Genomic DNA, 15,050 nt, shown 5'->3' on the forward strand with positions numbered 1-15,050 from the left:
ATTAGGAATGCACAATATGATCAGAAGCGATGCAAAGTTAAGACCCATTTTTCCTGGCGCTTTATATGACGATTGGATAGTGAGTCATTTCCCAACATTTCAAAAAGAAAATCGCCGTACACAAGATACACATGTGTTCATCGATTTTAGTAGTTGTGAATGGGTATCACCCCTTCCATTGCTTGCAATAGCAACAGAACTGATGTCATTCTCTTTGCCGGGAAGATTTATAGATATTAATCTTGGTGATGGCGTGAGTAGTGATATAGGTGCTGCTGCTAGAGCGAGAACAAGGAAATTTTTGCTGTTGCACGGTTTTCTGGATGCATTTACAAGCAGAAAAGATCTTTGTGTCCGGTTTCAATTTGACCCCACGGATGAAAGTGGTGAATCTGGTTGTTGGTGGGAGACGGGTGCAAATTTTACGTCACTTAAGGAACATATTGAGAAGTCTAAAGGTGATTTGCTGTATGGCACAACTATAGTTTTAACCGCGACAACTTGGGAATTGCCAAGTAGTAGGGATAAGGATCTATCAGCAAAAATTAGAATGCAGGTCGCACGATTGCTTCGTCAAGCGGACTCTGCATTATTTAAATTCAAAACCGAGGCGAGAAAATACCGCGATGTAACTCTTCAGAGATTGAATCAAACTCTCTTGGAATTAGTCGAGAATGCCGCTGAACACGGATATCTCGATTCAAACACAGGTTACGTTGGATTGTATGCACGAGTACGCCAGACGGAATCAGAGGTGGCATCAGCAAGTAGACGAATGGAGATGATTAAATCTCCTTTGCTAGGCAATTTATTACTTAGTGAAAAACAGCATCAAATTGAAGTTTTTGTCGTTGATGTGGGGCGAGGTTTGCTCGCGGATGTTGCTGCTTGGCGAGATGCCGATTCAGTAATTTACTCTCAACAACCTTTGCGGCATTTAGGTTCTCAATTGTTTCGCCGCCCCTTGTCTAGGCATGATCGGTCTGACATCGCAGTAGAGCGGCAGCGCGGTAGTTCGACAGGTTTGATGCATCTTGATCGTTTATTAGGACACTACAATGACGTTACGCGAATCGTAACTGGTCATGAATGGATAGCGGGACCTCACCCAAGGCCTAAAGGGTTTCACGCCGATACTATCTCTACTGGAGGATATAAAGCTCAGCCAGATGCAATACTTGGTACATTTTTCCACATCGGCATTAGCTCTGCTGAAATTCCGCGCATGAGCGAAAAATGGTTTGCTTCTGATGAGATTTCGAATGCCCACATTAGGAATTCCGTTTTAAAAAAATTTTCCCAGTTATCAAAGGATGCGACACTTTTTCAATTAAAGAATCATGTTATTGACATAAGAAGTGAATTGGGTTTGGATAGTGTTCACTCAAAGATAATAGAAACTGCGAAAGAATATTCAGAAACCATTGTTAGAGTAAATAGAGTATCGGAAAAAAATCTCATCATCACGATGCTTTTCTCTTGGTTCGAAGGAATAGGAAAATCAACACAAAATAATTCAACACTGTTTTTATGTGATCTTGGTCGATTTCAAGCTGTTGACGTCGTATGGGTTCTTGAAAATTTTTTGGGGAAAAATTCAAGATTTAGTTTAAAAAATGTCCCAGATGATACTAAGATATTTTTGGTAACGGAGGATTTATGCTGCTTGCAATTTTCGGTTCATTTTAAAGATATCGGAAATGAAAAATATAAAGTTTCAATTGATGTCGCATCTAATCAAAATGAGTTGGAGGATCAGCTAGTTTATGTGTTGGAAAATCTTCGATTACGTGATTCGGAGACGCTTTGGAAACGTATTTCAGAATTAAAAGATAAGAATTTGGCAAATCCGATTATTGTTGAAGATGTTTTGTGGGATATTTCAGCAAGTTTTATACTGCCATACTATTTAAATTTCTCAGTACTTGTTCAAGACACTGAGGCAGCTAGATGTGTGCGAAGGGCGCTTCGTCGCTTGTTAGCTTTGTTCCCTGATGCAAACGATCATGCTCTTGATAGTTTGGTTGGTCCGTCGCTTCATGATGCGAAAAAGTGGTTGGTTCGCCCAATTAAAGAAACTAACTCACAAGTTCTTGTTGGTAGTTTATCTGTATCAGGCACTACTCTGAAAAGGTACAGAGGTGCCCCAAAGGTGCATATTGCTGGAGTAATTGATTGCATACAAGCTCCCTACTTTGATTTAAACAACAACGAAGGTGATGTTCTTCATGTAGCTGCGCTTTTGTGGGATCCGTTATTTATTAAATCTGATCGGAAAAAAAGCCCCGCACGCTTCAGGAGATTGGGAAAAACGGCATTTGTCGAGCCAATTAGAGGAGGATATGAAGCGGTTGCTGCGGTATACGACGAGAATCTATACAAGGAAATCGAGTTCACAAATTTGATTAAACTTGGTCACTGGTCGTATGGTGATAGGCACAGTTTATTGGACATAAACGCGGAGCTTGCAATTGAACAGTCTGGAGCCAGTGAATCCGGTGCAATTCCTTGGATATCAGCTCAACTTACAGAAATATGTAAGAGTCGTCCGGTCGTATTAGTCTTTCCAGTAGATAAACTAGCATATCGCTTAGCACATCATGTAGAGAGGCGAATTGAAAGATCTATTAATGGGCATGATGGTTTTTCGATTTTGCCAATTTCGTTCTTGCCTCGATTTGCAGGAGGTATGACTCGATTTGCTCCGCTTGTATTTGAAGCTGCGAAAAAACTCGCTAAACCAGTCGATAAGAAAGTACCGTTAGCAGTATTCCTAAACTTTGGATTTATAACTAACCGAACTCTAAGGCATGTTGTGCGTCAGTTATATGACGCAGGTTTTGATGAGGTCAGGGCAATGGGGTTGTTGAACAGGTCGTCTACTCCAGTACTAAATATTGAATTAAAACGTGATTTCGAAACATCAGGAAATATGACGATTCCGCAAACTTATTGGAGGTGGAATGTCCCGACGTTAGGAACAGGCAATCATTGCTTTCTTTGCTCTGCGTTACCAGCGCTTGGTAGATTAAGGCGTGTAGTAGACGAGGCCCATTCTGATTTGCTAATGCCACTTGAGCGAATTGGACGAGAGTGGTTGCCAAGAGATGTAGCAGATTTTTGGGAAGAATTCGGTTTAAGTCCTTTGTCTTTATCCCATGAGTTTATTGCAGAGTTAGAGCCAATCTTTGCAAGGATTGAGTTTGAGAATTTTCCGTCTAATTCAACAACGTTAACTGCTAGGCTCATTGAACATATCCGCGCAACTGGAGATACTGAGCTTCCACTAAAAGTGGTGGATAAATTACTTCTTATAAATGGAAGTGAGTGTGCGACAGAAGTACTATCTACAATCTTAGCTCTAGCAGGAGGAAATTTTGCTGCTTCTGATTTGCATGATTATGTAGCGCTTCTCTCTGAGTCTGCAATTCAATTAGGTGCTGTTCCTTTTGTTGAAGATACTATTGATCGTTGTGCTAGGTTACTTGGATTAGTTTCGCTTGTATTTTCTATTCAGAGCAAGACGTGCAAGCTCGCAGTATTAACTCAACTTTGTGAAAAACTAAAAGTGGTTAAGATATTGGATGCAACTGAACTTAGAATTGCTCTGCTGGCGTTGACAACTGATTCAGATGAGTCAAATGAAGTTCAAGACGAATTTCGTAAACAATGTTTAGAGGTGCACACAACTGAATTACTAGTTCGGAATTACCACTCAATTCGCCCAACAAAAGGTACCGCAAGAGACTCTTGGGATAAATTGACTCAAGCATTTGGTCGTTCAGGAAGTCATAGTCAAACTTCAGTATTTGGAAAATTAGTCGCTGAATTATCACGTTCACTGGAACCAAAGAAGATATACATGTACATTGATCATATCGGTAGTTTACTTGGACAATGTGACCAAAGTTTTGTGATGGACTGCTTGGGGATTGACTTACGACTTGTGATCAATGGAACTTTAAAAATTTCTGATGAGTCAAAAAATATTAATACAACGGCGGCTAATTTATTGAAATCCATTCATTTAACTTATGAGGAGGCAATACATAAACTTCATAATACTCTTATGAGATTCGGTGATCGAGTTTCACCGTTAGTTTGTGTTCTTTTTTACGACATGTTAAAAGAGCAAACTACCGAAAATGGGCTGATTTTGACGAAAGACATAGTTTTCTCAAAGTATGCGTTAACGTGTGAATGGCCCACAAATGTGAGTGGCTATTTTCCACTTTGCCAGCATGTTAAAACTCTATTTTGCGAAATATTTTCAAATGTTGCCGGGAAAAGCATACTTGCACCTCCACCTAGGTGTGAGCCCGAATTTTGTGATTTAAATGAGAGTGCTAAAGGGTGGCTTAGATTTGATATGCAAAGAGAGCAAGTAAGTCGTGGCATTACTTTGATTTTAGTGACTGGTGTTGAAAAAAATAAACTTATTTCTAAGTATGTTCCTAAAGTTCGCGGCCTCGATGAATTCGGAGTCGTGGTGACGTCTCAAATTATTTCATCAAATGATTATCAATATTTTGAAGTGCGCGTAAGAATTCCTTCACTTGCGGATATTATTTTGGAGAAGCCATGAATCAATTTAACAATAAGCAAGTTCTAGTTTTAGTTATTGATGATCAGTTGGTTACAGATAGCGACGATACCAGCCGAAAAGAAAAATATTCAAAGTGTTTGGATCTCATTAATAAGGCTTTAGCCGGGAAATGGACGCTAGAGATTTGTTTTTGTCCAGATTTAGGCTCTTTGGCTGCAATAAAAACCTTTCCTGGGCAACCAAGACTCGCAATTGTGGATATGGTTTTAGATGGGCCAAAGTGGACTTCTCAAGCAGTCGAAAAATTGGACTTAAAACTTCTCTCTGAGCACTGGCCTTTAATTTTGGTAAGTGCACATTTTGGTGCCGATGAGGCGATTGCTCGCGCAAATAAGCTTGTTGTTGGCGACGGGAGTGGCACAGGTGCGCCATCGCAATTTTTAATGTGGTCTGCTATAGCGCGATCTGTAGATGGAATTGATATTGATGATTTGGCATTTATTTTTGATTCAATACTGTCGCGATCGCATGGACAAGACCTTTTATTTCGTAAAGGACCAGATGAGCCAATAGATATCTTGCATATTACGGACCCACATTTTGGTCGGGCCCAATGGGATGTCGGTTCGTTAATGACGCTTCGCGTTGCGAGGTCAACTGTAGGGTTGGAAGCTGCCGATTTTTTGGCAATTACAGGAGATATTGCCGATCAAGGAACCCCGGAGCAATATAAATTGTCGTTGGCGTATTTTCGTGCTCTAGCCAATAATAATGTGGTGACTCGATCCGATACGGGATTACCTCGTGATAGAGTTTTTCTTTGCCCAGGAAATCATGATTTTTCTCGGAGAATTGCTTTAGGAGCAAATATTAGCGGGAAAGACAAATTCACAGTTAAAGAGTCTGGTGATGTCGAAAATGAATGGGTTCGGTCATATGCTTGGGAGCCTTACGTTCAGTTCGAAGCTGAGATCGCGGGGCATTCAGATAGATGGATACCTTCGCCAGGGTACAGGATAAATTCGCGATTTTCGAGTGCTGGGATTATTATTTTAGAACTGAATGTTGAGCGATATGACATTCAGCAATACCAAAAAGGATTGTCCGATGATGAAATACGACAGTCTTTAAATCAAGCGGCTACAGATGTGCTGAAAATACGCCACTCGAAAGAATGTGTCATTGTTCTTGCACACCGGCATGAAGATTCTGGATGGAACACTCTTGCACATATAATCAACAATACTCTTACGGGGCTTGCTGCTGACGGACCAGTTTTGATGATGTGTGGCCACGAACATAATGAGAAAGTGCGATCTGAGTTAGATGACAAAGTACTTTTGGTAAGAGGGGTTCCGCCTGTCGAAGGAGCAACTCTCCCTTCTAGTGTTTTACCAATAGTGAACTGTGTTCGATTGTTGCGAAAAGATGGTGTTGTCGATGGTGTTGAAGTGCATCAATTCCATCAAAGCGCGTCTGGTTGGCTTGTCAATAACAGTGGGAGTAAGAAATATGAACACCATCGTGGAGCGTGGAGACTCAATTCTAATTAGCTAAATTTTAGAGAAGAGCTTCATTTTTAAGGGATTTTTATTTGAATCTTTGATGTTCATATAGATGATATTCTTGTGATATTGGGTGTAGTTGATTATTTTAATTGTTCTAACAAATTAGAGAATTTTGTGTGAACTTAGATCTAGAATTTTGATCGATTCGCCTCAATGACTTTGCCCACCATCGCCAATGTCTTTTTCGAGATAGGCAAATCCCTTGCCGCATTCTTGAAATCAACACCAGTAATTAACTCCAGCATCTCATCGATAATATTTTGCGCGTCTTTTTCTTTCATTCCACAGTCTTGCGCCACTTTCAAAATGTGTACCCGCGTTGGTGATTTACCTTCACCAGCGACATCCATGAAATGCTCACCGCGATAACCGGCGCAATACGTCAGATCATAGGATGGGGCGAGTTCCCATTCATTGTTTTTGTTGAGCAGGTAAGACAGGTTTTTTGCGTGGTCATCGCGGTTGTTCATCAATACGTTAAAAACGCAACGTTGTAAGGCTTTTTTTAATTCTCGCGCATCCCTAGTCAGCCTGCGGGTTGCTCGCATGAATTCGCTATAGCCTAAAGAGGGTATCTGGAAATGAACGTGCAACATGCCTGCCAGTGAGTGGACGTGGATGCGTTGCTCATTATCGCGGTCAAAACGTTTGGTGCCGAATGCTGTCATACCGTCTGGTAATTCAAAGAATTGCGTTTCACCCATGCCGAGGCCGCATTTGCGCGCCAGCCGGGCATACAGTTCTTCCAGTGCACAGCTATCGCTGGCATCGTCTTTTGCCGGAAATTTAATGAGCCAGGATTCTGCATCTGGCATGTATTCAGTGCTCATTTTCCCTGTCGCAGGCTGGTAGTAAACCAGTGCCTTCGGTCGTGCACCGCCGGGTGAGCCACCTGCCTTGGCAAGCTCGTCCAATACTTCATAGCTGTCATCTGTGAGTATTGCCTGAACCTCTTTCGCCAGATCGATCAGGGCAAGATCGCTGACTGCCAGATGGGTTTCGCTGCCGGGTTCATAGGTCAATGCTCCCATGGTGTTGTCGCCAAGATAGGCGAGCATGTCCAGCACGGAGACAGTGTCGGTATCTATGCCTTTGGCTTTCATGCGGCGGCTCATCAACTGCAAGCCCCAACTGTCGGGCAAGGAGTCGTAGATTAATCCTGGCACGCGCATGATAGGCAGGTAATCTGCCTGTTTGTCAGGGTAGGCAGATGACCGCAGTGGCAAGCGTATGGGAGATAGTTCCAGGCCACTTGCGAGTGCTGCTGGCGAATACTGGAACAAGATATCGCGGCCATCATCGGCCAGTGTACCCAGCCAAAGCGACTCGCCTTGCGCCTTGTAATTGACCTTGAGCTCTTTCATGATGGGCTCTTCGGTTTGCGATACGCCCGCTGCCTGGCTTGCACTGCAGACTTTGCCCGCATCTCTTCTATGGTATTGGTTTGCGGCACCAGAACTGTCTGCAAATCTGGCGTGGCATTCAGTGATTCAAGTATGCGGACAAAATTGGCCAGAGTGCATTTGCCAGTGCGTTCAAAGCTGCTGACAGTTTGGGCAGAGATGCCTGTGCGTTGCGCCAATTCTTCTACGCTGATGTTCAACAGCAAGCGTCGTTCGCGTGCACGTTCGCCGAGATTGAGGCAAATCTCATCAGGTAAGAGTAAGGAGAAATCCATTGGTTTTATATAGATTAAGGTTAGATAATCTAACTTTCCAATAGAATTATACTGGTTATGGTCTTGATATAGGCTTATTTTTTGAGCAGAATGCCCTGTAAAATGTTGCTTTTTGATTAGCCCCCATCCTCGTTATGACAAGAATGAGGGTATTTGTAGCATGGGATTCGGAGAGTTAACTTACCCTGCCTGATCCACCCTCTCCAGTCTCCCCTCACCGGCTCCCCAGCTCCTCAACTTATGCCCCTTCACCGCATAAAAGAAAATCATCAGATAACAAGGCAGCATGACCCAGTAGGCGGTTTGGGAGTTGCCTGCGTCTGAGAATTTGCCGTATAGCATGGGCAGCAGTGCGCCGCCGGCGATGCCCATGATGAGCAGGGCGGAACCGGCTGCGGTGTATTTGCCCAGGCCTTGCAGAGCCAGCGGCCAGATGGATGGCCAGACCAGGGCGTTGGCCAGGCCCAGCATGGCGAGGAACATGACGGTATTTGGTACCACTGGCACGCCTGCCCAGCCGACTATTGCCTGGGCAATGCCGGTGTCCGTGGCGGAGCTGGTGGCGACGCCGACGGTGAACAGCAGGCCGCTCACTGCTGAGAACAGCAGGGCAGTTTTTTGTGTCATCAGTTTGGGGATGGTGGTGGCACCGAGGATGTAGCCTATGACCATGAAGCTCATGGTGTATGAGGTCAGCACGGTGTAGTTGTGCACACCGAGGTTGCGGCCATACAGGCCTATGGTGTCACCGGCGATGACTTCGACGCCGACATAGGCAAACAGCGACAATGCGCCCAGCACCAGTTGCGGGTATTGCAGCACGCCCCATCTGGTGACTTCGGGCTGGTTCTTTTCTTCTTCTGCCCGCAATTCTGGCAGTGAAGAAAAGTGCACGATAAGCATCACCACCAACAAGCCAGCCGCCATGATGGCATAGGGATAGACCAAACGGGATGACAGCTCAGAACGCAAGGCCAGACGGCCAGCATGATCAAGTGCTGCCAGTGCAGTGTCAGAATATTTTTCTATGCCGGACAAGATCAGTGCAGAAAACACCAGCGGCACGACGATGCCTGCGCCCTTGTTGAACAGGCCCATGATGCTGATGCGCATGGCGGCGCTCTCGCGTGAACCTATGCAAACGATGTAGGGATTGATGGCGGTTTGCATGAGCGTCATGCCGGTGGCCAGTGTGAACAGGGCCAGTAAAAAGAAAGCGTAGTAGCTGGTCTTTGCGGCGGGGATGAACAGCAATGCCCCTACTGCCATGATGCCCAGGCCCAGTGTCATGCCATTTTTGTAGCCGGTACGGCTGAGTATGGCGGCAGATGGCAGGGCCATGACGGTGTAGGCGATATAAAACGCAAATGTCACCCATAGCGCCTGGAAGTTATTGAGGTCGCAGACTATTTTTAAAAATGGGATCAGCGAGCCATTGAGCCAAGTGGCAAAGCCCAGGATAAAAAACAAGAGGCTGATAAAGAACATGGCAACGACCACATCCTTTGTTGATCCCGTTGCTTGATCATTGTTGTTCATGAGGTGTTCCAGACATATTTTAAATGGTCACTTGAGCTGACGAACTATCATCGTCCTTGCCGGGACATCGGGCAAAAAAAGCCTCCCCCACAGACTGATCAGGGGAGGCTTTGTGTTACTGGCCTGGATACTCCCGGCCATCATCGTGCAGATCAGAACTTGGCCCTGACACCTACGCTGTAACGTGCGCCGTTTTCATACACGCCAACTGGCAGGCCATCTGTGGTGTTGGTGCGTATCACAGAATTGGTCAGGTTGACAGCTGTCGCAAACAGGCTGATCTTTGGTGTGATATCCCAGTTGGCCGTGGCATCCCACTGACCATAGGCGCTGGTGACATCCTGTCCACCTTCATCCAGGCCACCGTAGGATTTGGAACGATAGTTATACGACAGACGGAAGCTGATGCCATTCTTCTCATAGTAACCGCTGGCATTCAACTGATTGCGTGAGTTGCCGATGACATTCAGTTTTTGTCCGCCAGCGATGGAGCCAGCTTTTGCGTCGGTGAAGGTGTAGTTCACGATGGCGCCAAAACCATTGCCAAAAGCCTGTTGCCATTGCAGTTCCAGTCCATTGATGACCGCGCCATTGTCGGCATTATGCGGACGTGTTACCGGGCGCGTTACGCCACCTACATTTTCTTGTGCGGTCGAGGTGTAGATGAAGGTATCCAGGCGTTTTGTGAACAATGTTGCAGACAACATCGATGCATCAGCAAAATACCATTCTGCACCTATCTCTGCCTGGTCAGCATGGTAAGGCTTGAGCAAAGGATTACCTGCGGTGGCTGCATTGGTGGTGCCACTAACTTCAGTACTGGCGCTGAGGTCACTGTAGGTGTTACGTGCCATGACGCGGGCTATGGCACCGCGTATGATCAGGTCTTTGCGCAAGTCATACACGACGTTCAGGCTGGGCAAGACATCGTTGTAAGTGCGTGTCGTGCTGCCGATGACATGGTTGCCTTTGCCGGTCAGGTCTTGATAGGCTTCAGATGTCTGCTCAGTCTTGACCAGGCGCACACCAAAGTCACCACGCCATTTGTCTGCAGCAAAATCAGCCTTGACATAAGCTGCCGTAATTTTCTCTTGTATTTTGTAGTATTCGCCCTTGGCTTCGTTATAGACCATGCCCTTGTCATACATGGCAAAACCTTTGCTCGCAGCGAGTGCGTCATTGACCCATGCATATTGTGTCAATGAGCCAGAGGTTGCGGCAGCCTGGCTCAACAGTGGTGATGGGCCAGTGGATAAATCGGCCAGGCTGAAAGACTGCCAGCCAGTACTGCCTGGGCCTACCGTGCCTATGGTGCGGTGATTTTGCACGGTGTTGTCACGATATTTCAGGCCCAGCTTGATGTCCTTGATGAAAGAGCCAGTCAGGTCCCATGTCAGGTCACCCTGTACATAGTTTTCTTTGCTTTCCATCTTGCGCACCCAGTCACGTGCATTTTGCAGCGTGAGCTTGGTTGGATCGAACCGGATGCATATTACCAAAGGGGGCTGCTTTCTGGTAGGCATTGTTCTTTTGTGTACACAATCACGTTTGAGATGTAACGCCTTGCTATGCTCACTGTGGAAGTGGTCACATATCCGTAAAATCGTAGGTTGGGCTACGGTTCACCAGCCCAACACTCAGCCTGGGAATAACGTGTACGTTTATTAAACGCCCAGTGTTGGGCTGATACCCCGTAGCCCAACCTACGAACCTTCGCCCGACATACAGCACATACCGCGCGCCGCATGTTTAACAATCCCTTTTCCTCACGACCACCCTCTCCAGCAAATCAAATCCCCACTGCGTCAGCAAAGCCAAAGCCGCCGCTGGCAAGGCGCCTGCCAGCAGCATCTGATTATCATTCAAGGCCAGGCCTATGGTGATGCGTTCACCGTAACCACCGGCACCGATGAAGGCGGCGATGGTTGCCGTACCTACGCTCATGACTGCTGCGGTTTTAACGCCTGCCAGTATCATCGGCAAGGCCAGAGGCAAGTCTATATTCAATATGCGATCTCGCGATGACAGGCCCAGGGCTTGCGCTGCGAGGCGTAATCCGGCTGGTACTTGCACCAGGCCTACACAGGTATTGCGGACGATGGGCAGCAAGGCATATAGCGACAGGGTGATCAGGGCGGGGACAAAACCTATCCTGCCCAGCAGAGGGATCAACATCGCCAGCAAGGCCAGTGAGGGGATAGTTTGCAAAATGCCGACAGTCGCCATGACGACTTCACGCAAGCGCGGGGCAAAGGCGGCGATGATGCCCAACGGGATACCCACTAAGCAGGCTAGGGCAACTGATAGCAATACCAGCGTCAGATGTTGCCAGGTCAGTTTCAAGAAATCTGCACCAAACAGTTTGGACATGAAGCCTGCGCGCTCAACATTTGCAGGTGACTTTGCCACAAATTGCTGTGCCGCCTGGGCAAAGCTCAGGCCATCAATTTCTACCGCCGCATTCATCGCTATCATTTGCGCATTGTCTATCTTGCTCTCCAGTTTCTGTATGGCTGCCCAGGCTTGCGGGAAGCGGGCGGGGACATCCAGTCTGTACAGCAAGACGGCGTCATAACGCGGGAAGTAATTTGTATCATCCACCAACACGCGCAAGCCCAGTTGTTTGATCTTGGCATCGGTGGAATAAATATCAATGACATCTACCTGTTTTGCAGTCAGTGCTTCATAAGCGATGCCATGATCCAGCCCACTGGCTTGTTGCGGCAAGTGATAACGTTTGACCAGACCCGGCCAGCCATCGGCGCGGCCCAGAAATTCATGCGATAGTCCAAAGCGTAAATCAGTTTTTGCCGCCAGATCAGTCAGTGATTTTATGTCAGGAGCATCAGGCCGCATCGCCAATGCGTAGGTATTATTAAAGCCCAAAGGCACTGATACGCCCAGGCCCTGTTTAGCCAGTTCTGTCTGCATCTCCTGCATGCTGATGGCGTTTTCATGCTTGAGTATCTCGGTATTGATGGTACCCATATATTCGGGATAGACATCAATGCTGCCATTCTTGAGTGCATTGAAGACAATGGCAGTATTGCCCAGCCCTTGCTGATGTAGGGCAGGATTATGTGCTGCCGCAGTTTGCGTCAGGATTTCTCCCAGCACATAGGATTCAGTAAAGCGCTTGGAGCCAACTTTGAGTGTATCGGCGGCTTGTGCCTGTACTGCAAAACTGCTTAGTAATAACAGTTTCAAGGCTAAAGACAAAAGGTATTGCAGCCTGCACCAGATCAGCATGGGTTTGTGCTCCGCTAAATGTGATCGAAACTGCGATTGACGGTACCGTATTCTACATGCCGTTTGCAAATGTCCAATTCCGCCTTGATTCTGGCGGAACTGCCGCTATTCCTGTGTCTGACTCAGACCTACACTTCTAGCTTGGGATTATTAATCAGAAGACCTCTCAACACAGAGGCACAGAGACACAGAGAAAGACAGGAGAAAAGCCTTTTACGGGAGGTCATTTTTCTTTGTCATTGCAATTAGTGTGCAATAACAAGAATTTCTCTGTGCTTGTCCTCTGTGTCTCTGTGGTGAGAGGTTTTGATATTCAGTGGTTTGAAATCAGGAGTGCTTATGTCGAAAGTGGAATTTACGCAAATACCGATACAGGAAATCACATTTAGTCCTAAACAGGACATGCATGCTGATGACCCGCTCAGCGACTTCAGCGCACGCGAGATCACGCTTAATGAAGTCAGCAAGCGTGTCTATGTTGCAGGATCTGGGCCTGCCGTCATCGTCATGACAGAGATGCCCGGCATCAGCCCGCATGTGGCACGCTTTGCGCGCTGGGTGCGTGATGCTGGTTTTACGGTGTATATGCCCTCTTTGTTCGGGCGAGATGGCGTCGTGGTATCAGCAGAAGAGGGAGCGGCTGTATTTCAGAAAGCCTGCGTCAGTGCAGAGTTCCGCGCCTTTGCAGGCAAAGGTTCCAGCCCTGTCACGCTATGGCTGAGGGCGCTGGCAAGACTTGCACATGAAGAATCTGGTGGTCCTGGTGTGGGGGCGATAGGTATGTGCTTTACCGGTAATTTTGCTTTATCGATGATGCTGGAACCCGCCGTGCTTGCACCAGTGGTATCGCAGCCATCCTTGCCTATGGATGACCCGGCAGGCACTGGTATAGAAGCTGCTGACCTGCAGGCTGTACGCCAGCGTCTGGAGACAGAAGACCTGACTGTCATGGCTTACCGTTTTGCCGGCGATGCATTTTGCCGTGCCCAGCGCTTTGCGGCATTTTCAGAAGCCCTGGGTGAGCGCTTCATCAGCAAGGTGTTGCCTGACAGCGCTGCCAATCAGGATACTGCGCCTTTTTTTAAACGTTACGTAACAACACCGCATAGCGTGGTGACCGCACACCTGATCGATGAGACAGGTCAGCCAACCATCGCTGCGCGGGATGAAATACTGACTTTCTTTGCCCATCGCTTGAAGCAAGCCTAAGAAAGAATGTGCAAAAAAAATGCCTGGATCAATATCCAGGCATTGGCATTATCACTTTAAAGGAGTTTACTTCTTGAACGCGGTCACCGCAGCACGGCCAACGGCTGGATCATCTGTGAAGAAGCCATCGATGCCGGCTTTCAAATAAGCCGTGATCTCAGCGATGGAATCACCACGCTGTGTCAATGAGGCAGCATCACCCAGACGCATGCTGGGTGGCAGGAAAGGATTCTCCGGGCGCAATGTCCAGGTATGCACTTTCAAGCCAGCGGCATGCGCATCAGCAACAAAGCTGGTCGCCGCGCCCAGTTCATTCTTCGCATCACGCGGGATGATGACTTCCTTGTAAGGTGATACGGCATCTGCATATTGCGCGATTTCTTTCAAGCCAGCAGGTTTGACCAGGTCAGCATAAGTACGGTTGCTGCCAGCAGCGATGAAGTCATACGGTGCATTGCGTGGTACGCCATTGACAGGCGGGTTGAGCGGATTATCAACCAGTTGCACCAGACGCATGTCTGTCATGCCACGCAATTCTTTCAGGTTCGCCACTTCAAAAGACTGAATGAAGACCGCTGCATTTTTTCCCTTATAGCCATTCGCGACCAGTACATCAACCAGACGTTTTTCCAGCGGCAAGCCTATAGATTTGAAATAGGTAGGATGCTTGGTTTCAGGATAGATACCGATGACGCGGTTTTTTTCTTTGGCCTGTTGCTTGACCAGGTCGATGACTTCTTGCAGCGTCGGTATTTCAAACTGACCATCAAAAGCCGTGTTGGCTGGACGATTCGCCGGTATGCGTTCCTTGGCGCGTATGGTCTTCAGTTCCGCCAGCGTAAAATCTTCCGTGAACCAGCCAGTGACAGGTATACCATCGATGGTCTTGGTAGTTTTGCGGGCAGCAAATTGCGGCAGTGTTGATACATTGGTTGTGCCGGAAATTTCATTCTCATGACGCGCGACCAAGACACCATCCTTGGTGGCAACCAGGTCAGGCTCAACAATATCTGCACCGTCATCTATCGCTCTTTGATAAGAAGCCAGCGTATGTTCAGGGCGCAGTGCAGATGCACCACGGTGGCCGGTGACTGTCGGCAATGGTGGCCATGACAGACCTGGATTTTGAAAATCAACAGGCTCGCTGCTATTGCCACCACAGGCGCTCAGACTCAAGCTCGCAAATACTGCGCACAGCAAATGCGCAGAGTTTTTAGATAAATTGCTCATCAAAGTATTCCTCAATATGCATTAGAAAATG

At 47.0% G+C, this 15,050-nt stretch carries 9 protein-coding genes; 3 read left to right on the forward strand and 6 right to left on the reverse strand.

Annotation, left to right across the window (positions count from 1 at the left end; genetic code table 11):
• Positions 1-16 precede the first annotated feature (16 nt).
• Both UNDKW_RS29285 and UNDKW_RS29290 read left to right on the forward strand, forming a co-directional pair.
• Positions 17-4,585: a hypothetical protein gene (locus UNDKW_RS29285; RefSeq protein ID WP_162061647.1), complete on the forward strand. Its 4,569-nt coding sequence runs from the start codon at positions 17-19 to the stop codon at positions 4,583-4,585.
• Positions 4,582-6,099, forward strand: a complete 1,518-nt coding sequence (locus UNDKW_RS29290) for a metallophosphoesterase (RefSeq protein WP_162061648.1) — start codon at positions 4,582-4,584, stop codon at positions 6,097-6,099. Before UNDKW_RS29285 ends, UNDKW_RS29290 begins: the two co-directional genes overlap by 4 nt.
• A 143-nt stretch (positions 6,100-6,242) precedes the next feature.
• Here UNDKW_RS29290 and UNDKW_RS29295 read toward each other — a convergent pair whose 3' ends face one another.
• The 5 genes from UNDKW_RS29295 to UNDKW_RS29315 all read right to left on the reverse strand — a co-directional run bounded on the left by UNDKW_RS29295 (position 6,243) and on the right by UNDKW_RS29315 (position 12,580).
• On the reverse strand, positions 6,243-7,478 hold the full coding sequence (locus tag UNDKW_RS29295; protein ID WP_162061649.1) for a type II toxin-antitoxin system HipA family toxin: 1,236 nt from the start codon (positions 7,476-7,478) through the stop codon (positions 6,243-6,245).
• Entirely contained in the window at positions 7,475-7,792 is a 318-nt protein-coding gene (locus UNDKW_RS29300) for a helix-turn-helix domain-containing protein (RefSeq protein WP_162061650.1), read from the reverse strand. The genes UNDKW_RS29295 and UNDKW_RS29300 overlap by 4 nt, the downstream gene beginning before the upstream one ends.
• 180 nt (positions 7,793-7,972) lie before the next feature.
• Positions 7,973-9,331 carry a sugar MFS transporter gene (locus tag UNDKW_RS29305; protein ID WP_162061651.1) on the reverse strand — a complete coding sequence of 453 codons (1,359 nt, stop codon included), beginning with the start codon at positions 9,329-9,331 and terminating at the stop codon, positions 7,973-7,975.
• Positions 9,332-9,483: 152 nt separating this feature from the next.
• Positions 9,484-10,761, reverse strand: coding sequence for a TonB-dependent receptor (locus UNDKW_RS29310; protein WP_232063168.1), 1,278 nt, complete (start codon positions 10,759-10,761; stop codon positions 9,484-9,486).
• 319 nt (positions 10,762-11,080) lie between these two features.
• Positions 11,081-12,580: a glycine betaine ABC transporter substrate-binding protein gene (locus UNDKW_RS29315; protein ID WP_162061653.1), complete on the reverse strand. Its 1,500-nt coding sequence runs from the start codon at positions 12,578-12,580 to the stop codon at positions 11,081-11,083.
• Between the two features lie 402 nt (positions 12,581-12,982).
• Here UNDKW_RS29315 and UNDKW_RS29320 point away from each other — a divergent pair, with 402 nt between their 5' ends.
• Positions 12,983-13,789 carry a dienelactone hydrolase family protein gene (locus UNDKW_RS29320; protein ID WP_197893236.1) on the forward strand — a complete coding sequence of 269 codons (807 nt, stop codon included), beginning with the start codon at positions 12,983-12,985 and terminating at the stop codon, positions 13,787-13,789.
• 66 nt (positions 13,790-13,855) lie between these two features.
• Here the strand turns inward: UNDKW_RS29320 and UNDKW_RS29325 are convergent, their stop codons facing one another.
• Entirely contained in the window at positions 13,856-15,019 is a 1,164-nt protein-coding gene (locus tag UNDKW_RS29325; RefSeq protein ID WP_162061655.1) for a glycerophosphodiester phosphodiesterase, read from the reverse strand.
• Between the last annotated feature and the right edge of the window lie 31 nt (positions 15,020-15,050).

Origin of the sequence: Undibacterium sp. KW1, assembly GCF_009937955.1 — a bacterium.
Taxonomy (GTDB): Bacteria; Pseudomonadota; Gammaproteobacteria; order Burkholderiales; family Burkholderiaceae_D; genus Undibacterium.

What these genes read in the sequence shown, in the direction of transcription:
- UNDKW_RS29285 (WP_162061647.1), top strand. Translation starts at nt 17, where the DNA reads ATGATCAGAAGCGATGCAAAGTTAAGACCCATTTTTCCTGGCGCTTTA.
- UNDKW_RS29310 (WP_232063168.1), bottom strand. Translation starts at nt 10,761, where the DNA reads ATGGAAAGCAAAGAAAACTATGTACAGGGTGACCTGACATGGGACCTG.
- UNDKW_RS29325 (WP_162061655.1), bottom strand. Translation starts at nt 15,019, where the DNA reads ATGAGCAATTTATCTAAAAACTCTGCGCATTTGCTGTGCGCAGTATTT.
- UNDKW_RS29305 (WP_162061651.1), bottom strand. Translation starts at nt 9,331, where the DNA reads ATGAACAACAATGATCAAGCAACGGGATCAACAAAGGATGTGGTCGTT.
- UNDKW_RS29315 (WP_162061653.1), bottom strand. Translation starts at nt 12,580, where the DNA reads ATGCTGATCTGGTGCAGGCTGCAATACCTTTTGTCTTTAGCCTTGAAA.
- UNDKW_RS29295 (WP_162061649.1), bottom strand. Translation starts at nt 7,478, where the DNA reads ATGAAAGAGCTCAAGGTCAATTACAAGGCGCAAGGCGAGTCGCTTTGG.
- UNDKW_RS29290 (WP_162061648.1), top strand. Translation starts at nt 4,582, where the DNA reads ATGAATCAATTTAACAATAAGCAAGTTCTAGTTTTAGTTATTGATGAT.
- UNDKW_RS29300 (WP_162061650.1), bottom strand. Translation starts at nt 7,792, where the DNA reads ATGGATTTCTCCTTACTCTTACCTGATGAGATTTGCCTCAATCTCGGC.
- UNDKW_RS29320 (WP_197893236.1), top strand. Translation starts at nt 12,983, where the DNA reads ATGCATGCTGATGACCCGCTCAGCGACTTCAGCGCACGCGAGATCACG.